The organism is Vibrio sp. Vb2880 (assembly GCF_033337975.1).
GTDB classification, from domain to species: domain Bacteria; phylum Pseudomonadota; class Gammaproteobacteria; order Enterobacterales; family Vibrionaceae; genus Vibrio; species Vibrio alginolyticus.
In genome coordinates, this window is the sequence record NZ_JAWORT010000014.1 from 1 (window position 1) to 21673 (window position 21673).

The 21673-nt window shown below is 40.3% G+C and carries 16 protein-coding genes and 1 pseudogene; 2 read left to right on the forward strand and 15 right to left on the reverse strand.

Going from position 1 to position 21673, the window contains the following annotated elements; all coding sequences use genetic code 11:
* Positions 1-222: 222 nt before the first annotated feature.
* The 10 genes and pseudogenes from R7M92_RS15555 to rppH all read right to left on the reverse strand — a co-directional run bounded on the left by R7M92_RS15555 (position 223) and on the right by rppH (position 13551).
* Positions 223-2007: a hypothetical protein gene (locus R7M92_RS15555; RefSeq protein ID WP_020196718.1), complete on the reverse strand. Its 1785-nt coding sequence runs from the start codon at positions 2005-2007 to the stop codon at positions 223-225.
* 374 nt (positions 2008-2381) lie between these two features.
* Entirely contained in the window at positions 2382-3731 is a 1350-nt protein-coding gene (locus R7M92_RS15560; protein WP_020196719.1) for a tyrosine-type recombinase/integrase, read from the reverse strand.
* An 8-nt stretch (positions 3732-3739) separates the two neighbouring features.
* Complete coding sequence (locus R7M92_RS15565; protein ID WP_115385741.1) at positions 3740-4318, reverse strand: hypothetical protein; 579 nt, start codon at positions 4316-4318, stop codon at positions 3740-3742.
* On the reverse strand, positions 4308-6434 hold the full coding sequence (locus R7M92_RS15570; protein ID WP_020196721.1) for a site-specific integrase: 2127 nt from the start codon (positions 6432-6434) through the stop codon (positions 4308-4310). The genes R7M92_RS15565 and R7M92_RS15570 overlap by 11 nt, the downstream gene beginning before the upstream one ends.
* Before the next feature lie 13 nt (positions 6435-6447).
* Positions 6448-8667, reverse strand: a complete 2220-nt coding sequence (locus tag R7M92_RS15575) for a hypothetical protein (RefSeq protein ID WP_168936656.1) — start codon at positions 8665-8667, stop codon at positions 6448-6450.
* A gap of 67 nt (positions 8668-8734) precedes the next feature.
* Positions 8735-9064 (reverse strand): annotated as a pseudogene (locus R7M92_RS15580) (thymidylate synthase); the annotation flags it as partial.
* 9 nt (positions 9065-9073) lie between these two features.
* A complete protein-coding gene (lgt, locus tag R7M92_RS15585) occupies positions 9074-9895 on the reverse strand; it encodes a prolipoprotein diacylglyceryl transferase (RefSeq protein ID WP_318133797.1) in 822 nt (273 codons plus the stop codon).
* 87 nt (positions 9896-9982) lie between these two features.
* A complete protein-coding gene (locus R7M92_RS15590) occupies positions 9983-10774 on the reverse strand; it encodes a sulfite exporter TauE/SafE family protein (protein ID WP_005385965.1) in 792 nt (263 codons plus the stop codon).
* 6 nt (positions 10775-10780) lie between these two features.
* On the reverse strand, positions 10781-13027 hold the full coding sequence (ptsP, locus tag R7M92_RS15595; RefSeq protein WP_005385966.1) for a phosphoenolpyruvate--protein phosphotransferase: 2247 nt from the start codon (positions 13025-13027) through the stop codon (positions 10781-10783).
* Positions 13028-13029: 2 nt separating this feature from the next.
* Entirely contained in the window at positions 13030-13551 is a 522-nt protein-coding gene (rppH, locus tag R7M92_RS15600; protein WP_005381953.1) for an RNA pyrophosphohydrolase, read from the reverse strand.
* A 619-nt stretch (positions 13552-14170) separates the two neighbouring features.
* Here rppH and mutH point away from each other — a divergent pair.
* Positions 14171-14851 (forward strand): DNA mismatch repair endonuclease MutH, encoded by a 681-nt coding sequence (gene mutH / locus R7M92_RS15605; RefSeq protein ID WP_017821501.1) that lies wholly within the window; start codon positions 14171-14173, stop codon positions 14849-14851.
* 15 nt (positions 14852-14866) lie between these two features.
* On the opposite strand, the gene R7M92_RS15610 is transcribed toward mutH, so the two are convergent.
* Positions 14867-15178, reverse strand: coding sequence for a DUF6482 family protein (locus tag R7M92_RS15610; protein ID WP_005381772.1), 312 nt, complete (start codon positions 15176-15178; stop codon positions 14867-14869).
* A 154-nt stretch (positions 15179-15332) separates the two neighbouring features.
* On the opposite strand from R7M92_RS15610, the gene R7M92_RS15615 reads away from it, so the two are divergent.
* Positions 15333-16367 (forward strand): NADP(H)-dependent aldo-keto reductase, encoded by a 1035-nt coding sequence (locus R7M92_RS15615; protein WP_005381774.1) that lies wholly within the window; start codon positions 15333-15335, stop codon positions 16365-16367.
* Between the two features lie 131 nt (positions 16368-16498).
* On the opposite strand, the gene R7M92_RS15620 is transcribed toward R7M92_RS15615, so the two are convergent.
* The 4 genes from R7M92_RS15620 to prfB all read right to left on the reverse strand — a co-directional run bounded on the left by R7M92_RS15620 (position 16499) and on the right by prfB (position 21507).
* A complete protein-coding gene (locus R7M92_RS15620) occupies positions 16499-16750 on the reverse strand; it encodes a hypothetical protein (protein WP_005381776.1) in 252 nt (83 codons plus the stop codon).
* A gap of 529 nt (positions 16751-17279) precedes the next feature.
* Positions 17280-18614, reverse strand: a complete 1335-nt coding sequence (gene vpsR / locus R7M92_RS15625; RefSeq protein ID WP_017635067.1) for a cyclic-di-GMP-binding transcriptional regulator VpsR — start codon at positions 18612-18614, stop codon at positions 17280-17282.
* Positions 18615-18856: 242 nt separating this feature from the next.
* Positions 18857-20374 carry a lysine--tRNA ligase gene (gene lysS / locus R7M92_RS15630; RefSeq protein ID WP_005382861.1) on the reverse strand — a complete coding sequence of 506 codons (1518 nt, stop codon included), beginning with the start codon at positions 20372-20374 and terminating at the stop codon, positions 18857-18859.
* 34 nt (positions 20375-20408) lie between these two features.
* A protein-coding gene (gene prfB, locus R7M92_RS15635) for a peptide chain release factor 2 (protein ID WP_100068604.1) occupies positions 20409-21507 on the reverse strand; the annotation gives its coding sequence in 2 pieces (ribosomal slippage) (positions 20409-21431 and positions 21433-21507; 1098 coding nt in all).
* Between the last annotated feature and the right edge of the window lie 166 nt (positions 21508-21673).

The window sequence follows — 21673 nt, forward strand, 5'->3', positions numbered from 1 at the left end:
CTATCGAATAACTTTTTGTAGGATAAAATGAACGAAACAGATCTTGTAGAGTGTTTGGTCTAGCGAGTTTTGGGGCATTTTCGTGTTTCATGCCCCGTCAGCACACTGTTGGACATTTCTGAGTTAGCGATGTTGCTAAATTAGCAATCAATGAATGAGTTTAAGTATGGAAAAATCGCTTAACTCAGTGCCCAGTACTTAAAGGTACAGATCAACAGCTTGTTATAACTTTCTAACAAACAGCTCTGAGTTCTTCTTCAATTTTCGGTCTAACTTTATGCCAACCTCTCCTTCATTACAGGTATCTACTCCCTTACCATTAACTTGCAAGGATTCGACTTTAGCTCTTGAATAATCTCCTTGTTTTCTTACGATCAAGGTGTCGCCTACAGCTAGAGTTATATCATTTAAATTTACGATAGCAACTTGACCGTTCATGAAGAGTTCTTGAGGAACACCAATAGATACTAGGTCTGTAGGCTCTAGAGTAATTAGCCCTGTTTTAAAAAGTGATTCTCTAACATCTGATTTTTGCAAAATCCCGTCTTCAATCAGGAAATATGCTTTATAAAGATCGTATGTGGTTAAAAGCCCTCGCTTATCGTGGCCTGCATCTTTGACTTGATTCTCGGTAAACGGGGGGTTGGATCTCGATTTTGGTGGCATGTATCGCTGGTGATTGACAATATATAGTCCGAACACATCAAATTTTCCTCGTTGCTCGGCGCGTCTATACCTAATCTTGCTAATTTGAGAGCAGTCTTTGTCTGTCGATGTACCTCCAATGCCTTTAATCTCGATGACTAAAAACCGATCCCCACAATCAACCTGAATATCCTCTTCAAGAATATCTGGATTTGTATCGTCAAAGTTAACTACCGACTCAAACTCCAACCACTTGAGATAATGTTCAATCGACGATACTAATGCATCACCAGTTTCAGAAATTAAATCTGTCAGAAACTTGAACTCACTCTTTAATTTGAGCAGAGAGTTCTCGTTTTCAGTAATATCTTTGACGTATTTTTCCTCTATATCGGCCTTTTCTTGCAATAACTCGCTCTCTCCAGGCAACAAATAGTCCCCACTTTCTAACCAGCCGAATTCACCATGAAATGGGAATATATCTGGCATTATTTCTGGTAGGTATGTCTTAAGGAGACTAGCAACAAAGCTTCCTTTGTTCTCAATGTCTGGGAAGACTAATACCAGTGACTCGTTTTGGAAATGCGCGTAACTTACAATTTCATCTCTTTCATTAAGTAACAGTGGTATAAAATTACGGTCTTTCTGGTACTTTCCGTCCTCCCAAACATCAGGGTGGTTAAACACACTTCGGTACTCAATTCCATCTAAGTGTTGATTAAACAGCGGAGATAGTTTTGAGCCTTTTTCTGGGAGGGCAACCTTACGGCCATGTCGGTTTTTAGAGCCAGAAAAGCCTTTATAGAATGTATGGTTAGAATATGACTCTCGGCGTGTAATACTAGCCTCGTATGCTGTTATTTCTACAAATTGGTATTCAGAAGAAATTGCACTCCCGCAAAATGCGATCACTATTGCCTTCTTCCATGCCAGCTCATTTATTTCATCAGAAACGATATTAATGGATAATGGCCTAGGGTCGAAAACTTGTTCGGGGTATATGCTAAGCAAGGCATGAGCTTTGTTTCCAGTTGTATTTTTTAGGCTATGCAGGCTAGCATCAAAATCTTCTGATTTCTCAACAGTCAGATCCAACATAACGATGTCAAATTCATGTAGATTGCTAGGATAGTCATGGTGCAGCTTCAGGAGTTTTTCTTCATGACGTTTGTTCGCAACTTTCACAGTTGAACCGAAACTAGCAGTTACATAGTTAAACCTTAAGTTTTCCAGTTCTTTTTCTACATCTTCCTCGAAATCAAAAAGGCATATCATGGGATGTTTGTGGGGTTCTTCCACAACTACGGCAGTCACTTCTTCTATGGACTCATCCTTGCTTTTTGATTTGTGTATTTTGAACATTACCACTCCTACTGATGTGAATTCTGACTCGCTGATTTCTTTGAGATATGACGCTTTTTAGACAGAATCTTTCTGCTTTTGCTTTCGGACTATCTTGCTACTATCACGTATGCAACTCAAGCAATATAAGCACGTTATGTGATTGTTGGCCTTGCATGACGGAAAGAGTCCACCTGAAACTCTTACGCTGTACAATTAGGTTTAGTAAGGCAAAAAGAGATGAACAACATATGAATAAGTTTTTAGTCTAAGTAGAAACGGGGCAGAAAGATGGTTCAATCAATCGGATTTAATCGAGAGGCCATTGGAATACAGATATGTTTAGTTTAGTGCAGACTTACTGCACAACAGTTGCTGGGCTGTCTACCCCATACTTAGCCCGATAAAGCATCTAGATCTTTCTGCATTGCCGTCCTGAGGCTTTGTAGTTCTTCCAGATACTCTGACACTACCATTCCATCTTTTAATTTAGATTCAAGTTCATCTAGCCCCCTATCGAAAGCTTCATATGCCATTCTTTGACGAACTCTATTTTCAACACCATCGACATCTACCAATTCCGCAAATGCGAGATCAATATAATGATCAAGGCTATCCAAACTCTTATGGTTAGTATATTGCTGGACTTTCTTCTTAAATATACTACCATCAAGTAGAGCGAGCTTTAATTCTGACTTGTTTGAAGCATTAAATTCCTTTATCAAAGAAATAAACAATTTAGTTATAAATCTATGTCTAAACATTTGAGCACAGGCTTTTTCTTCAATCCCAGCCGCTCTTCTCAAATTTCCCACTTCATCGCTTAAATATTTTGCTGTTAATTTTATGCCTGTTTTTACACTTATAAAAACAAATCCATGATCATTTGACTCTCCAATCGTATCTTCGATTAACTTGCTTCTGTGTATTTCTATATATTTAATTAATGCTCTTAAGTCTTGATGTAAGATTGGTATAAATCTATATCCAGAGTCGTTTTTTTTCGTTATTAATTTAAGCATGGGGTTCTTCATTTCCTCAGCTTTTAAAACATCTTCAACTTTCAACTCTACAAGCTCCGCAACTCTTCCTCCAGTTGATTCAAGACCTCTTAATAAAGCTTCTCTACGCCTAATTAGTGCTTTATCTGACGTTACATTGATAATTGCAGAACGTAATGCATCAATCGATGCTTTTGAGATTGGTTTTCTTTTTTTCAGAGGACTAGGTGTATCAAATGAGCAATGCCACCATACTTCTTGTTTAACTATAGTTTTACCCTTCCTGACATTTCTGACCCTTTTGCTCGCCAATATCCTAGCTGGTAAAAATGTTGAGTCATCATTCTCCTTCGCTATAAAATCAAGAAAATCAAGCCAACGCCTAGCGTTTGAAATTAAAGTATTACTGACTCTTTTGGGCGTTAAAGAGTTGGTTTTCTCATCTCTTTGAATCTGCATGAGTTCAGAAAAATGATCGGAAGTTAAGTCAATAAAATCTACTTTATGCTCATAGCAATATCTAACTAATGCACTTATTGAAGATGCATATTGCTTAACTGTACCTTCCGATTTTCTTTCAGATACTTTTATTAAATACTTATTTGCAGCAACGCAGGCCTTCCCACTTGGTAATGTCATAAAAGGGAAATTTTTGATCACTTTTACTACAGGTTGTAAATCCCTTCCAACAAAATGGATGTTCCGATACTCTGGTATAATTTGCCACAACTGAACTTTAGACATAGACACCTCTAAATTTCAGAAACATTATTTTCCTTATCACTATCTTCAGGAAAAATATCTAATAGAGATAATGTCGAATTTAACTTTTTAACTGCATTTTTAGCTCGATGTTCCCTAAGTTTTTGGTCATCTATTTTAGAAATAGATAGGATTTCAGATTTAGCTCTATCGATTATCTGAATCCATACCAAATGCTCTTCTTTGTACAAATCGACCAAATTATCCCTTGATTTCAATGCATTATATAGACCTTGTTTAGTTCTTCTGTTCTCTTTTTTTTCTACACTTGGAGATGTGTTCAAGGTTTCTAATGCACTGATCCTCAAACGATTTATATACTGATAACCTTCAGAAAATAATATTTTTGCTTGTCTCTTTTGAGTATTAATTGAAGAAGGTGATACTTCTAACCTTTCCCCATTAATAACAATATGGCCTTCAAATCTAGCCAGACCGCCTTGGGACTCTAAAGATTTAATGAGATATGTAGATTCATGATATTTCTCTGGTTCTTTAATGATATCTTTTAAAATCAATTCAATATTTTTTAACGAATTAACTTTTTTCTCTGATAGCTTATTCATCATTTTCACCAACTATTTTAACTAATAGTTTATGCTTTTTCCCTTCAAAATCAGTTATAAACTCATAATCAAATATAATCGATCCTTTTGATGCTTGGTAATTTATATAATCTTCAAGCTCCTCTGAATCAAGTAACTCCACATTATTTACATTGTATTTTTGACATATATATGACTTGAGCTTTGGAAAGCTATCAATGTGTTCTGAAACATACTGAACCTCCACATCACGTAACACCTCACCTGTAACTGACTCTGTAATATAACGGTGGAGATGTTCTATATCTGTCTGCCCTAAAAACCAACGTAAAACATCTAGCCCCTGTTGGGATTCACCTGAAGACCATACGTAAAGTTGAACGAAAAATCGTCTTAGTTGATGCGGACGTAGATAATATCGCAGTCCATCTACTACTTCTGTTTCAAAATAGTCACAAGCCTTATCCATCGCTTGATATAAAGAATTATAAAAATTTGCCTCAGAAATTCTGACAGGATTAATATACGGATAGGAGAAAATGTGAGGGATACTAGATAAGTATCCACAATCAATTAGTACTTTTTGGATTCGCTCCAAATTTTCAAGCATAGAAATACATAGCTCATCCATTGGGCGAGCAATTTTATCCCGTAATCCTCCTAAATTTTGAGTCGCTTTTTCTCTATCAAATATCACATAACGATTTTTTTTATCAAATGCACTACCATGCTTGATGGATAGATATTCACCAACTCTCCTTGCGGCTAAAGCTCCAAATATAATGGCCACTAGCCCAAAGTATACCGATATTAAATCAATTAAACTTTTGTTCTCCCTCAACTCTTTCGCAGTCCACCTCTGACCTCTTCCGAATTGATTACAACCTAGCTCTTTTATTTTAGGATGAATGCAAGTTATGAACTCTCTATCCGATATGAACTCTCTGAGCCGAGTTCTATCTTCTGAAGAACTTTTACTAAGTGCTTTATCATAATCTCGACTAGCTACTAGCCTAACCACACTATCGTATGATGAGACTAACTCTTCACCGTAATTTAAATGAAAATCGATGCATTTCTCGATCATATTAAATACAATAGGAAATGGAATACTTTTAAACCTTCCTGAGTTCTTAACTTTAACACGAGAAAAATCCACACAATCAATTATATTATCTTCAGGTACGTAGATTCCATTCTTTCTAAAGTCATGGCTAGATAACAACTTTAATGATTGCCAAGCAGAACGAAAATTAATAAAAGCCGTTTTAGATATTAACTCATCTTCTGGGGTATCTTGAACATTAATCCTTCTATACTCAATATGATATGGCGATTTATCAACTAGATGAAAAGCTTCAACCCAATCTCCCGATTTACTAATCTTCCCTCCCCAAATGGTTTTTGAACCAAGCAACTCCCTTCCTAACTTTGACACTTTTAAAACATATTTATAATCGGCGCTAGTTTTTGTATCTTCTCTAAAAAAGTCGTTAGATAGTAACCAACTTCTCATAATAGATAAATTATCTACATATTTACTATCAATCAAATCAAATGCATAAGAATTTTTACCAGTAAGTAAATCATAGCTAATATCAGACCTATCGGCACTATTATTACGAATAGAATTTACAGCATTAAAATAAATATATGACAACGCTCTATCTTTAAAGTTGTATATGGTCTCATATGTATCTTTTGAGGAAGATAAAATCGAGAACAATTGTATCACATCATCTTCAGATAATATTCTTAAACCATATTCTGATATTTTAATATATCCATCTCTTAGAATGAAATAATCAATTATTTTACAGATGTAAGGAAGTTTATCTCTTGTAGTTATTGGGGATGGCTTTACAATTAGCTTCCCGCTACTATTAGTAGATAGGTATGCTATTATCCACATCTTAAACGTATTTAGCAATGAACCATGACTTTCGCTAGTTAGCAACTCTCCATTGGGTAATGTGATATTAAAGTCTACTTCCGTGACAAACTTTCCTGTTGAAGTAGAAGTGTCAAACCGCCAAATATTTTCTATAAATTCGCTTTTAAGGTAAGGATGTTTCTTGAACCGCTCAACACCTGATTCAAAAATATTATTAAGAAAACCCAAGTCATCATGTAAATTCATGTCAAGCCCTTAACTATTTTTCCATCTCTTTCTCTGCCGTGTCTAAGTAGCTTTTTAGAAGAACATCATCTGAGTTTCTTATATCTTCCATTATAAGTTCACTAAGGCTGAGATAATAACTATCTTTGATAGATAACTTGTCGTCTTCAATAGTCCCATTTTGAATCGCTAAAAGAACCTTTAAAACTTCAACATTTATACCGACAAGAACTTTACCTTTCGCATCGTTTTCTGCAAAATCTTTACTATCACTTTTTTCAATTTTTAAGGAATGATTGAATAAAAACCTCTCAAGCTCTTTTATATTATTAAAGCAAGACGCCTTAAGAAGGTTTTTATTATCTTTCATTGCTTCACAAATAATTCCCTTTTGAAATATTCGAATCCAACGAGATTGAAAATACTTCAATATTGGGTCGGGTAAATAATGAGAAAGCAAGTCTTGTCTATATTTGTCATGCCCTAGATTTTTAGCCATTAATGATACATCTTTATCTTTCAAATAGCCTACAACAGCACATGATGCTCTAAACCTAGTTAAAGTAAGGTTTTTATTTAGATTATTCAGAGCCTCTTCACTTTTATTGGCATGTGCATTTTTTAGCTGTTCGAATCGAGATTTAATATATTTTTCAGATAATGAAGTAGAACCACTCACACATGGTCTTGGATGAAAAAATGCTTGACCAGTATTAATAAATAATTTTCTATAGTTATCATCCCCTTTCTTCTTTAAATATTCTCTTGGTCTAGAGGTGATAACCAATAGCTTTTCAACTAGCTCTTTTGAAACAGAATTTAATTTGATGGTTTGTTCAGCTTTGCGTCCATTTTTACGTAATTTATATCCCTGAAGATAATAATTATTATCAAGCTTATAAAATCCAACTCTATGCCCGTTCTTATCATATAAATCAAGGTTGTATAAGAAGCTATCCGTTATATCATTGTGTTCTTTTATCAGGAGTATTGATATTGGAATTTCGAAATACGATGTCGGCATTCCAAAACTTTCAGCCAATGATGTTTTACTACTATAAACCTTACGAATATTTCCATTAGAATCTATCAATCTTTCATAGCAATTAAGTCGATATTTGACGCGAAATTCATCTCTGGATAACTCAATATCCTCAAATTTAAACTTATGATTGTTATCTGAATATCTTGCCCATAAATCATTGAATTGATTTTTAGCCCAATTTATTACAATGTTATAATCATCTTCTATATCATCGAATATAGATTCTATAGCCTCATCATCAGTCAAATAAATCGGGACATCAGTAAGCAATTTTTCTTTAACCTGAATTATTTCCCCTGTAGGCGCATCTTTTATTTTCTTTATCTTTGCTTCTGAACCTGTCTTATACTCTGTAGGTATATATGTAATATCTATATTAGGTCTAGCAAAGAAGCCTGTTTCAAATAAAGTGTAGAAAAGAGCTGGAGAACCGTCATTCCAACGTTTCTTCGTTGTCATAAGGCAATTACCAGATTCTACATTTTTTTTAAAAAAATGAGCACAGAATCCACGCCAAATATCATCTGAAACATCCGAATTACTTTTTAAATCAAAATAATTTAAACCTTCGACTGAAGATAGATATAAAAAATATGCTGAAAATAAGGGGAGATGATTCTCTAATGCTTTAAATCCACCTAAAACACTGTTCGTATATTTTTCTAGTTGTCTAGCGGCATCAGCGCCTTCATTTTTCCATATATAAGTAAGATCTAGGAACCTCTCTTTACCACTTTTAGATTTTATTACCCACCAACTATAATAGTCCGCTTTATCACTATCTATAGTGGGCAAATCAACAGCGTCAAACGGTATATATATATCAATTAATCGCTTTTTCTTATGATAATCACCAATGCCAAATTTTGATGACAAAAATCTTAAGCATTTTCGTGAAAAATTGAGATATCCATCGAAGGTTGCAGGGCTTACATCGACCAAAATCCCATCTTTAATGCTCTTAAGAAATCGCCCAAGAAAGTCGGTAACATGCCCTAATTTTATCGATGTTTCACTTACACGGTCATCAAACACATCGGAATAGACGTACATTAATTTTGCATAAAAAACAATCGATGATTTACCATTGTTTAGCTGTTCGATGAGAGGGGAAAGAGTCTGAAGAAGAACATGGTCAGACTCCTCAATGTTCAAAAAGAGGAGTTTGTTTTTATTTTGGACAATTGTCCGTTTTGATAGCTGCTCCATTTGCACCACAATGTCCTATAATTTCAATCCTATAGAACAATATAGACAACATTGGGAAAAAGGCAAAAACACCATAGACACGGCCCATGTCGTCTTCACCTTTACGGTATGGGTTATTCAACCAGGCATCATTTAGGTTGGCATTGGCATCCCAGGTTTTCGTGCCCAGCTTACGAAAATCTTCCGCATTATCGTAACCACGAATATACCCTAATAGCTCTGCAACGGCCGCTTTCCAAAAACTTTTACGTGTGGTGACCAACGGAAATTGATTGTTCGCAACATCGTAGGTTAAATCCGCGTTGATTACGGTCAGGCAGCGCTTGCCTGTACGCTCATTTTCAACCCAAACACCTTGGTCAACGATGCGTTGACACAAATCTAAATACTGTTTCACACCAATACCTTACTTCGTCTTTTGTGGTAATTCGTCTTTGTAATGACCACGTTTGTATGCCCAAACCATCATGAGGACACCGATAACCACCATTGGCAGGGATAAAATCTGTCCCATGGAAATAAAGCCACCGAATAAACCCAAATGAGCGTCTGGTTCGCGCACGTATTCTACTAGGAAACGGAAGGTTCCGTAACCCGCAAGAAAGAGTCCTGAAACAGAACCTAGAGGACGAGGTTTCTTGATGAACCAATTCAAAATGAAGAAAAGGACGATACCTTCAAGCGCCATTTCATAAAGCTGCGATGGATGACGTGGCAGTGGACCACCATTTGGGAAAACGATCGCCCAAGGCACATCCGTTACTCGGCCCCACAACTCGCTGTTCATGAAGTTACCTAAACGCCCCATACCCAAACCAAATGGCACAAGCGGCGCGATAAAGTCAGCAACACCGAAGAAAGTTCGCCCGTTTTTGTGTGCATACCAGAACATCGCAGTAATCACACCCAGTAAGCCCCCGTGGAAAGACATACCACCGGTCCACACTTTAAATAGATACAAAGGGTCAGCCAGGAAGAGCTCAAAATTGTAGAAAAGCACGTAGCCTACACGGCCACCAATCACCACGCCAAGGAAGCCTGCGAACAACAAATCAGAAACCTGCTCTCGTGTCCAACCACTTCCAGGCTTATCCGCACGTCGGTTCGCTAACCATAGAGCAAACATAAAGCCAACAAGGTACATCAAACCGTACCAACGAACCGAAACAGGACCAATAGAGATTAAAACCGGATCAATATTGGGAAATTCAATATATCCCTGATACATAAATCATTCTCTTCTTATCACAACAAAATAAATATACCCAAGTAACCTCTAGATGCTTGGTTCAGCGAGAATGACTTGGGTACAAACTTAGAGCAGCATGGTCGCTGCAACAAACATTAAGAACACCGCGAATATCTTTTTTAATACCGCAGTTGGAAGGTTAGTTGCGAGCTTCGCACCCACTTTTGTTGTGAGCATCGAGGCCATAGCAATCGCTAATAAAGCGGGAAGATAAACATAGCCAATACTGTATGAAGGTAAGCCTTCCACTTTATAGCCATGTAAGATGAAGCCGATCATACCAGAAATAGCAATCACGCAACCACAAACGGAGGATGAGCCCACCGCTTTACGCATCTCTATCCCATGTTTATTTAAAAATGGTACCGACAGTGAGCCACCACCAATACCAGCAAGGCTTGATACGACACCAATTCCCGTGCCGTAAACTACAGTCACAGGGCTGCTCGGCATAGGTTTACTGCTCGTAACTTTAATGGAACGAAACATTTGTACTGACAGGCAAAGAACAATGACACCAAACACTTTCGGCAAATAGTGTGTAGGGATCCACTCAGCAATATTGGCACCAACAAAGCCACCAATGACCACACCAGGCATCAACCATTTTACGACAAACATATCGACATTGCCGAGCTTAAGGTGATTCATCGCCGATGAGCCAGACGTGACAATAATACTCGCTAACGAAGTGGCTAAGGCCATGTGCATACTCATTTCTGGAGAGATCCCAGCAAGAGGAAGCAAATACAACAAGGCAGGAACAACAATCAAACCACCACCGATACCGAGTAACCCCGCCATCACACCCACAAAAGCGCCTAGCGCCAACAATAACAAAAATAAAGAGACGGTCACGATTTCCTACTTTTTACCTGCACGGATAAAGCCCGCAAAGCCCTGTTGAATGAAGAAGTCATGCATCATTTGATGAATGTCCTCCCCATAGGACTTTGTCATTGCTTGCTCCGCTAATTTTTCTAATTCTTCTTGTTGGCTATGACGAATCAAATATTTCACCTTAGCCACATTGGAGGTGTTCATACTCAAACTGGTATACCCTAACCCAAGTAAGAGAAGAGCGCCAAATGGATCACCCGCTAGCTCACCACAAATACACACGGGCACCTGATATTTATCACACACCTCATGGATTTGCTTAAGCGCTAACAGTACCGCAGGATGCATAGATTCATAGACATCCGCTACGCGCGAATTGTTCCTATCTACCGCTAATAAATACTGAGTTAAATCGTTTGTCCCGACAGAAACAAAATCAACACGGTGAGCAATCGTTGGCAACAGATACACCATCGATGGTACTTCAATCATGACCCCAATTTGTGGGAATTGAATTCTATCATCAAGCAAAACGGCTTCGCTGTGAGCTTGATTAATCAAGCTAATGGCATCGTCTAGCTCTTTTACCCCTGACACCATTGGCAATAAGATACTTAAGTTTCCGCTTTCTGCACTCGCTCTTAACATTGCACGCAGCTGGATCAAGAAAATGTCTGGATGATCCAATGTAAAACGAATGCCACGCCAGCCTAGAAACGGATTATCTTCTTCGATGGGCAAATACGGCAAAGGTTTGTCACCACCAATATCCAAAGTACGCATCACTACTCGTTGATTCGGATAGCTGTTAAGTATTGCTTGGTATTGATGATACTGCTCATCTTCCGAAGGAAAGTGATGCTGAAGTAAAAATGCAATCTCAGTTCGGTACAACCCAACACCATCAACACCTGTGTTGATGGCAATATTACTGTCTGCACTGAGTCCCGCATTCAGCATAATTTCGATATGGTGATTATCTTGCGTAACCGCAGGGAGTGCGAGGTCCTTGTTTACCATGGCAAACAATTCAGACTCTTCGCTTACTAAGCTGCGATACTCTCGCAACAACTGGCGGTTTGGCTCTAAGAAGATCTCACCCGTATAGCCGTCGACTATCCCGAGTTTGCCATTAACCACATCCGGATTAATGTTGGCGCCCATGACTGCAGGGACCCCAAGAGCTCGAGATAAAATGGCAGCGTGAGAGTTAGCGCCTCCCTCTAATGATACGACAGCTAACAAAAACTCTTTAGGTACAGAAGCGAGCAAGGTGGCAGTGAGTTCGTTCGCCACCAAAATAATGGGACGATCAATTGCAGAATTTTCTTGCTCACTGTTGTGCAGAAAATAGAGCAGCCTTTGCCCTAACTCTCGGATATCTTGCGCTCTTTCACGCATGTATACATCCGACATTCTTGCAAATCGATTCGAGTATGACTCTACAACTTGGCGTAACGCCCAGTCTGCCCTATCTCCTTTTTCAATCTGCTTCTTCAAATCACCGCGAAGCATCGGATCATTCAGTAAGTGAGTAAACAGATCGAAGATCGCCAGCGCATCTTTGTTGATTTCACTGTCCAGCTTTTTCCGCATACGGCGAAAGTCATTTAACGCTCGCTCTATGGCCACCAGTAGTGTCTCGTGCTCGCGTTCCTTATCTAACGTGGACGAAGGGAAAACATCCGATAAACTCGGCTGGGTATTGTCGAACCAAAACTCTCCAATCGCGACACCAGTAGACGCAGGCAAACCTTTTAATACCGTGGGTTTAGATGCTAACTGCCAATGCCCAAGATTCTGCGCATGTGCAATGAGCACCGCTAACTGAGCGGATAAGGTAACAAGAAACGATTCTTCCATTTCACTAAACAAGCGCGGCGTTTTTTGTTGGATCACCAACACACCTAAAACTTGTTTACGATGAATGATTGGAGTAGCTAAAAAAGAGTGGTAAATCTGTTCGCCGAGTTGAGGAAAGAATTTGAACTCGGGGTGTTTTGAGGCTTCGGCAAGGTTAAGGGGTTCAGCGCTTCGTTTTACCAACCCAACCAAGCCTTCATTGAAGTTGATATGAATACTATCACCTTCAAAAATAAGGCCTTGAGTTGCCATTAACTCAAGGCGCTGCATTTCTTCATTAGCAAGATAGATAGTACAGCACTCAGTACTAAGGGCAGCACAAGTCTCTTTCACCAATATATCGAGTGCCAGATGCACATCATCGACCCTGGAGACTTTCTCAACTATTTCCCTTAGCTGACTGAGCATGATTATCCTCTACGTTGCTTTTTTCTTTTCCCTTTCGCTTTTCTCTCTCGAAAAGGCATGGCTAAGGATGCAAATTCTTTCATCGCTCGTCGATAAACATCTCGCTTGAAAGAAACAACTTGCCTAACTGGATACCAGTAACTTACCCAGCGCCAACCATCAAATTCAGGGGATTTTCCGCGTTGCATATTAATGCGAGACTCATCGCATTCTAATCTCAGCAGAAACCATTTCTGTTTTTGGCCGATACAAACAGGCTTGGAGTCCCAACGCACCAATCGCTTTGGTAGCTTATATCTTAACCAATGACGACTTGTTGCAATGATCTTAACGTCTTTTTTCGTTAAACCGACTTCTTCGTATAACTCCCTGAACATGGCTTGTTCAGGGGTTTCACCTTCGTCAATCCCACCTTGTGGAAATTGCCATGAGTGTTGCCCGTATCGTTTAGCCCAGAAGACCTGACCATGGTTATTACATATCACAATACCAACATTAAGTCGGTAACCATCGCCATCTATCACTGGCTAACCTCTATGAATAAATTTTTTATTACCGTGATTTTTCCACATATCCCCATTACTAGCAAACTTACTGATGTGATATGAGCAAGATTTATTACCTTTTCAGCATTTTTGGATATCTTTTAATCAAACCATACCTTATCAACACAAGAGTGAGACATTGCCCACATTTATTCACCTTTTCTGTGAATAACTTTGTGAAGAATTCAATTCAAATGAGTAATTCAGTTCAATCCCATCAAATGAAAAACAAATGAATAAACAAAAAAACAAACATAACACATTGATAAAAAAGTATTTATTTTTAAAAACAACGATAATTCGATCTTCAATTTCTTGATGATCTTTTCACCAAACTCAGATCGGTCAAAGATCCACCAACAGGCTATTTATCCACACTTACCTGCTATTCGTTTAGATGATTACAACAAAATCAACCCCAAAAATGCATTTTAACCCCTGTTTATTCATACAGACCCCGTCAGGATCTTATCAATACCTCCTCCGCCTGTGGATAAGTTATGAATTGATCGTTCTTACACCGCCTCGGTGAAATCTTAAACAGTAGATTTGGTCGGAGTTTGATAAACTATATTTTTTGTAATACCACCTTGTAACTATGAAACCAGAACCACAAACAGAAGCAGAGCTATTGGAACGAGCGCATGATATGGCAGGACTCAGTTTTGCTGAGTTGGCCGCCGAGGCGAATATGATTGTTCCTGAAAACTTAAAACGTGATAAAGGTTGGGTGGGTCAATTACTCGAATGGCACTTGGGCGCTCCAGCTGGCAGTAAACCTCAACAAGATTTCGCAAAACTAGGGATCGAGTTGAAAAGTATTCCGATCAGTTACTCTGGCAAACCTTTAGAAACAACCTTTGTTTCTGTGGCCCCCCTCACTGGTGTTCATGGTCTTACATGGGAAACAAGTCATGTTCGAAACAAGCTATCTCGTGTGCTTTGGGTACCCGTAGAAGGAGAACGAGAAATCCCACTCGCTGAAAGACGTGTGGGCAGTCCACTCATTTGGTCACCAGATGAAGAAGAAGAACGGATTTTGCGAAATGACTGGGAAGAGTTAATGGAGATGATCGTCTTGGGAAGATTTGATCAAATTTCCGCCAGACACGGAGAAGCGCTGCATCTTCGCCCTAAAGCCGCAAATGCAAAAGCGCTCACCGAAGCATACAACTCAAATGGTAAGCCGATGAAAACTCTGCCCCGAGGCTTTTACCTTAGAACACAGTTTACTGAACAGATCTTACTCAAGCACTACATTAACACTCAACCAGAATAAAACCATATCAGCTATTTAGTGCGTCACGAGCGATAACTCAATATCGCAGTATGAGGCTGCCTCTTCAGTGCCACATTCGTCATACGCATTGCGCAGCCTTAAATACGCTTTATCGACCCCTAGCCTCAATAGTTCTTCTTTTACTAAGTCTAGAGAGCCAAAATGTATCGGGTCTTCACCGTCTTTAATCGGCTCAAGTTGATGCTTGTACTCCACAGCTAAAAGATAGTCAGAGACATCAGAACACCCAATCACAAATACTTTGGGAGTTTTATAAGTATCTTTATGTGGACCATGTAGCCACATGTCCAATTGATGCTTCTGCATAACATACCTCCTTCACACGATCATTTAAGTGTAGTTAGGCTAACTGTAGCTTTCGAGTTTGCTCTTCCTTTATACGTAAATCATTTGCGATTGCGGCTAAAAATCCCCTATATTGGAGTCACTTATTTAGTCGGTAACTCTTCAAGGACGTGATATGCAATACACAAAACTACCGCACTCATCACTTGAGATCAGTAAAATCTGCCTCGGCACTATGACGTTTGGCGAGCAAAACACAGAAAAGGACGCCTTTGAACAGCTCGACTTTGCCCTCGATCATGGGGTGAACTTCATCGATACCGCTGAGATGTACCCTGTACCGCCAAACTCGGAAACACAAGGGCTTACCGAGCAATACATCGGTAATTGGTTGGCAAAAAGCGGCAAAAGAGAAAAAGTAGTACTGGCAACAAAAGTGGCAGGCCCTCGCAATGTTCCTCACATTAGAGACAACATGAGCCTTAATCGTCGCCACATCCATACAGCGATTGATGACAGCCTTAATCGTCTACAAACCGATTATGTCGATTTGTACCAACTACATTGGCCGCAGCGTCAAACCAACTGCTTTGGTCAACTCAACTACCCATACCCTGACAAACAAGAAGAAGTCACGTTAATTGAAACGTTGGAAGCGCTTACTGAATTAGTGAATGCAGGTAAAGTGCGCTATATCGGCGTATCCAACGAGACGCCGTGGGGTGTAATGTCGCTACTGCGTTTGGCAGAAAAACACGATTTGCCAAGAATTGTCTCCATTCAAAACCCATATAACTTATTGAACCGCAGCTTCGAAGTTGGCTTGTCTGAAATCAGCCATTACGAAGGCGTTCAGTTACTTGCCTACTCTCCTTTGGCATTTGGCTGCCTGAGTGGTAAATACCTAAACGGGGCAAAACCTGAAGGCGCTCGATGCACTAAGTGGGAGCGTTTTGCGCGCTACTTCACTCCGCAAGGTGTTAAAGCGACCGAAGCTTACGTCAATTTAGCTCAAGAGCATGGTCTAAACCCTGCACAAATGGCGCTCGCGTTTGTCAATCAGCGTCCATTTGTTGCTTCTAACATTATCGGAGCAACAAACCTAGACCAATTAAAGGCCAATATCGACAGTATTGATTTGCAACTTAGCGACGAACTACTTACTGAAATTCAAGCAATAGGTACAACTTACTCGAATCCTTGCCCTTAACGGTACCACCTTCAAACGAAAACAGCTGATCTTCAAGATCAGCTGTTTATCAAATGAAGTATGACTTCATATCGCACGTTAAGCGTGTTGACTGACTCGTTAGCAACTCTGCCAGTCCAACACGCTAACGATTACGTCATTATTCGCGACGTTAAAACTCGACGAAGGTGACGAACTCGACGTTCAACTTTTACTGCATCCGGAACATTGGCACGTGTAGAACGACCATCGCGATCTAAACCAATATCTCTCAATAGATGAACATTCGTCCATGGAATATCATGAGCAGTTCGGCGTATGGTGCGCTGCCATTGCTTTTCTTCGCGTTTAAGGTCTGCTTTCAATAGCAAAGTGGCCAATTGTAGGTAAATAGAGTGACGCATAATATTTTCTCCGATTATCGATGTATTCGACTGGGAAAAATAGTGCGTAAAATGAACAGAAATATTCTGTTGATACTAAGCCGCTACTTTTCCGCAGCCTAGTAATAAATATGATAGGTTACGGATTAATTTTTATCTTGTGAGCCAGTGGTATTGGTATCATCCGATTTAAGGGTTATCGGAGCGATAGGCATACGATCAGCGCAAGCAGTGGTGTTAACAACGTAATGTTTCATCTTGCGCCTCCTAGCTAAAAATTAATCCGTTTATGAAAGGTATAACTCACTGAGTTACGGTTAAATTGTAAGCTTTGATGAATATATATCAAACATTTTTTGCCTTTTTGATTAAAAACAAATCAATACACCGCAATTTAGTTTCATATACTTTTATGTATAACATATTCACCTGAGGAATATATAAATTTGCGTATTTTATAAATCAAACCAAACAAAAAATAAAAAGAGCGGCTCTGTGGCCACTCTCTTTTATTGTATTTATTCGCCTATTTGACACAGGGAAAGGCCAACTACATGGCTTGTTCGGAAATCAAGTTATGTTTATTAAGTAGTCGATACATGGTTGCACGCGAAACTCCGAGCTCTTTCGCCGCATTTGAAACTTGACCAGAATGAGATTCCAAAACAACCAGCAACGCATCACGTTCACTCTTCTCACGGATTGATTTCAAGCTGCGCTTTGAGTCATTACGTTGAGGTAAATCTAAGTGATGCTCTTCAATCATTACGCTGTCGGACATTAATACCGCTCGCTTCACTTGGTTCATCAGCTCACGCACATTTCCAGGCCAGAAATAACGTGTCAGTGCCTTGAATGCATCCTCAGAAAAGCTTTTTGCTTGCGAGTTGTACTCTTTTGAGAACTCTTGTAAGTAAAAACGAGCCAGCAATGCGATGTCACTCGCACGTTCTTTCAAGCTAGGGACATTGATGCGCAGAACGTTGATGTAATGGTAAAGCTCTTCATTGAAGTCACCGTCAATCAAAGCTTTTTCAACATCTGACGAGTTAGCAGCAAGAATACGCACGTTAACCGCTTTTACGCCATCTTTGGTATCAATGGTGCCTTCTTGCAAGAATCTCAGCAGATTCATTTGCTGCTCTTTTGAAATGGTAAGAATGTCGTTAAACAACACGGTGCCGCCATCTGCTTGTTCAAGCAGGCATGCTTCCATATCTTCATCGGCGTTAATACCAAATACTTCAGCTTGGAAACGTTGTTCATTGAGTGCGCGACAGTTAATTGCCATAAACGGTTTATGAGAGCGTGAAGAGACTTTATGGATGGCCCTAGCAACCGCCTCTTTACCAGTCCCACTTTCCCCAGAAATCAGAATACTGACGTCTGTTGGACCAATGCGCTTCACTTGATCGCGTAAACGTTTCATCGGGATAGATTCACCGATCAAACCCATATCTAAACTGCTACCAAAACTAGGCCAAACTTTTTTCTCCAACTTAAGCATGCCAAGCTGGTGACCTATTGTGCTTAATAACTGTGCATCTGGGATCGGCGCTGTGAAAAAATCGATACAAAAGTTAACAATGAACTGGCATATGGTGTCAGTGCCAAGCTGAGATTCACGAATAAACGCTAACCAACGTACGTGTTTGTGAGAGCTGACTAAGTTCGCCAAACCATTCAAGCTGAACTCGTCATGGCTGAGATCAACAATACCGATACATGGACCAATATCTTCTAACAGCGTATTAGCTTTGCGTAAGTCACCTACTTGGTGACACTTCCAGCCCACTTGCTCCAGTACCGATAACCAAGGCTCATAAGTACCGCCAACTACCACAAGCGATCCCGGGATGGAATCCATCTTAAACTGCCCAGCCATTCTCTAACCCTTTTTCATTGTTAATAGAAATTTTGTGCCACAAACTTATCTTTGCGAGCGGGTAACATTATCGAGACTCCGCCCCCTCACGTCTGTCTCAGTATTAAGACTATGCAATAGATTGAGATTTGGCGAATGTTTATTTGCATATCCCATTAAAAAGCAAATGCAACAACTTGAATTAACTTAACTAAAAGGCAAAAAAAACCACCCGAAGGTGGTTTTTTACTCATCCTATCGAATTACGCTTGCGGGCGCATTGCAGGGAATAGGATCACGTCACGGATAGTGTGCGTGTTAGTCAGTAGCATAACCAAACGGTCGATACCGATACCTTGGCCTGCTGTTGGCGGTAGGCCGTGCTCTAGAGCAGTGATGTAGTCTGCATCGTAGAACATTGCTTCGTCGTCACCAGACTCTTTCGCTTCAACCTGTGCTTTAAAGCGTGCATCTTGGTCTTCAGCATCGTTAAGCTCTGAGAAACCGTTCGCTACTTCACGGCCACCGATAAAGAACTCAAAGCGGTCTGTAAAGAACGGGTTATCATCGCTACGACGAGCCAACGGAGAAATATCTGCTGGGTAACCAGTGATGAACGTAGGCTGCATTAGCTTAGGTTCTGCTGTTTCACCAAAGATCTCTTCAAGAAGCTGACCACATGTCCAGAAAGGTTCTACTTCAACATGAACAGATTTCGCGATAGAAACCATTAGATCACGGTTTTGTAGGTCTTCTTCTGTTAGCGCTTGGATTTGCGCGTGGTCTGGGTTGTAGTGCTTGATTGCTTCGAACATGCTCATACGAGTGTAAGTACCACCAAACTCAACCGTTTCATCACCGTAAGGCATTGACGTTGAACCTAGAACTTCTTGCGCCACTGAGCTTAGTAGTTCTTCAGTTAGGTCCATCAGATCTTTGTAGTCTGCGTACGCCATGTAGAATTCCATCATTGTGAATTCTGGGTTGTGGCGTGGAGAAAGGCCTTCGTTACGGAAGTTACGGTTGATTTCGAATACGCGATCAAAACCACCAACAACTAGACGCTTCAGGTATAGCTCTGGCGCGATACGTAGGTACATTGGCATGTCTAGTGCGTTGTGGTGCGTGATGAATGGACGCGCACTCGCACCGCCAGGGATAACGTGCATCATTGGCGTTTCAACTTCCATGAACTGCTTAGAGATCATGAAGTTGCGGATTGCAGACATTACTTTAGAACGTACTACGAACGCTTGACGAGAGTCTTCGTTAACGATCAGGTCAACGTAACGTTGGCGGTAACGCATCTCTTGGTCAGTTAGACCGTGGAACTTCTCTGGAAGTGGACGTAGTGCTTTGGTTAGCAACTCGTACTCTTCCATGTTCACGTATAGGTCACCCTTACCAGACTTATGAAGTGCACCTTTAACACCGATGATGTCACCGATATCTAGACCTTGGTATTTTTCTTTAAGTACTTTTTGAACCGCTTTGTCAGCGTAAGCTTGGATACGGCCAGAAGTTTCTTGAATTACCAAGAATGGACCACGTTTAGCCATGATACGGCCAGCGATTGCTACTACGTGGTTAAGCTCTTCTAGCTCTTCCTTCGTCTTTTCACCGAACTCTTTCTGAAGGTCGCCCGCTAGTGCGTCACGACGGAAGTCGTTTGGATGGCCGTTCGCTTTGCAGCTCTTTCGGATTGCATCCAGTTTAGCGCGGCGTTCAGCAATCAGCTTATTTTCTTCTAGTACAGTTTCGTTTTGAACAGCATCAGTCATTTTCGATGTATCCTGTTTTTGTCGGTGAAAAGCTTTATAGACCTGATTTCAGGCTAGCTTCAATAAATTTGTCCAGATCGCCATCAAGAACCGCTTGAGTATTACGGTTTTCAATGCCCGTACGGAGGTCCTTAATACGTGAGTCATCCAATACGTAAGAACGGATCTGGCTACCCCAGCCAATGTCAGACTTAGCGTCTTCATTAGCTTGTTTTTCCGCATTTTGCTTTTGCAATTCAAGCTCAAATAGCTTCGCTCGAAGCTGTTTCATTGCCTGATCTTTGTTCTTATGTTGAGAACGGTCATTCTGACACTGAACCACTGTGTTCGTAGGTACGTGCGTAATACGTACCGCAGATTCTGTGGTGTTTACGTGCTGACCACCTGCGCCTGACGCACGGTAAACGTCAATACGTAGGTCGGAAGGATTAATGTCGATGTCGATGTTTTCATCAATCTCTGGATAGATGAACGCAGAAGCAAATGACGTATGGCGACGACCGCCTGAATCGAACGGAGATTTACGAACAAGACGATGAACGCCCGTTTCAGTGCGTAACCAACCGTACGCATACTCACCAGAGATGCGAACTGTTGCCGACTTAAGACCCGCGACTTCACCTTCAGAGACTTCAATCACTTCAGCTTTGAAGCCCTTCGCTTCTGCCCAACGTAGGTACATACGCAGCAGCATGTTAGTCCAGTCTTGTGCTTCTGTACCACCAGAGCCAGCTTGCAAATCGATGTAACAATCAGAGCTATCGTGGTCTCCAGAGAACATACGACGGAATTCAAGCTTTTCTAGCTTCTCTTCCAACTCAGCAAGTTCTGGTTCAATTTCGTCAAATGTTTCTTGATCTTCTTCTTCTACAGCCAGCTCAAGAAGACCTTCTACATCTTCCACACCTTGCTCTAGTTGATCAATGGTTTCAACAACCGCTTCTAGTGATGCACGCTCTTTACCCAGTGCTTGCGCACGCTCAGGTTCGTTCCATACATCTGGTTGTTCAAGTTCTGCGTTGACTTCTTCTAGACGCTCTTTCTTCGCGTCATAGTCAAAGATACCCCCTCAGGACATTTGTGCGCTGAGACACGTCCTGCAGACGGTTTTTAATTGGATTGATTTCAAACATGTTTACTCAACATTTTAGAATAGAATTTAACCGAGAAATTCTACTGAAAAATGTGACCGAGATACAGGAAAATTTCGGATGAGAAATCAGATTGCGGTGAGAGAGAGCACGGTCATAAAATTTTACACCCACTTAGGGGCAACCGTACTCTATAAGAAAGGTTAAT

Coding starts and splice junctions, on each gene's coding strand:
- vpsR (WP_017635067.1), bottom strand. CDS start 18,614: ATGGCTGGGCAGTTTAAGATGGATTCCATCCCGGGATCGCTTGTGGTA.
- lysS (WP_005382861.1), bottom strand. CDS start 20,374: ATGACTGATGCTGTTCAAAACGAAACTGTACTAGAAGAAAATAAGCTG.
- ptsP (WP_005385966.1), bottom strand. CDS start 13,027: ATGCTCAGTCAGCTAAGGGAAATAGTTGAGAAAGTCTCCAGGGTCGAT.
- R7M92_RS15610 (WP_005381772.1), bottom strand. CDS start 15,178: ATGCAGAAGCATCAATTGGACATGTGGCTACATGGTCCACATAAAGAT.
- R7M92_RS15575 (WP_168936656.1), bottom strand. CDS start 8,667: ATGGAGCAGCTATCAAAACGGACAATTGTCCAAAATAAAAACAAACTC.
- R7M92_RS15615 (WP_005381774.1), top strand. CDS start 15,333: ATGCAATACACAAAACTACCGCACTCATCACTTGAGATCAGTAAAATC.
- mutH (WP_017821501.1), top strand. CDS start 14,171: ATGAAACCAGAACCACAAACAGAAGCAGAGCTATTGGAACGAGCGCAT.
- R7M92_RS15620 (WP_005381776.1), bottom strand. CDS start 16,750: ATGCGTCACTCTATTTACCTACAATTGGCCACTTTGCTATTGAAAGCA.
- R7M92_RS15560 (WP_020196719.1), bottom strand. CDS start 3,731: ATGTCTAAAGTTCAGTTGTGGCAAATTATACCAGAGTATCGGAACATC.
- lgt (WP_318133797.1), bottom strand. CDS start 9,895: ATGTATCAGGGATATATTGAATTTCCCAATATTGATCCGGTTTTAATC.
- R7M92_RS15570 (WP_020196721.1), bottom strand. CDS start 6,434: ATGAATTTACATGATGACTTGGGTTTTCTTAATAATATTTTTGAATCA.
- R7M92_RS15555 (WP_020196718.1), bottom strand. CDS start 2,007: ATGTTCAAAATACACAAATCAAAAAGCAAGGATGAGTCCATAGAAGAA.
- R7M92_RS15565 (WP_115385741.1), bottom strand. CDS start 4,318: ATGATGAATAAGCTATCAGAGAAAAAAGTTAATTCGTTAAAAAATATT.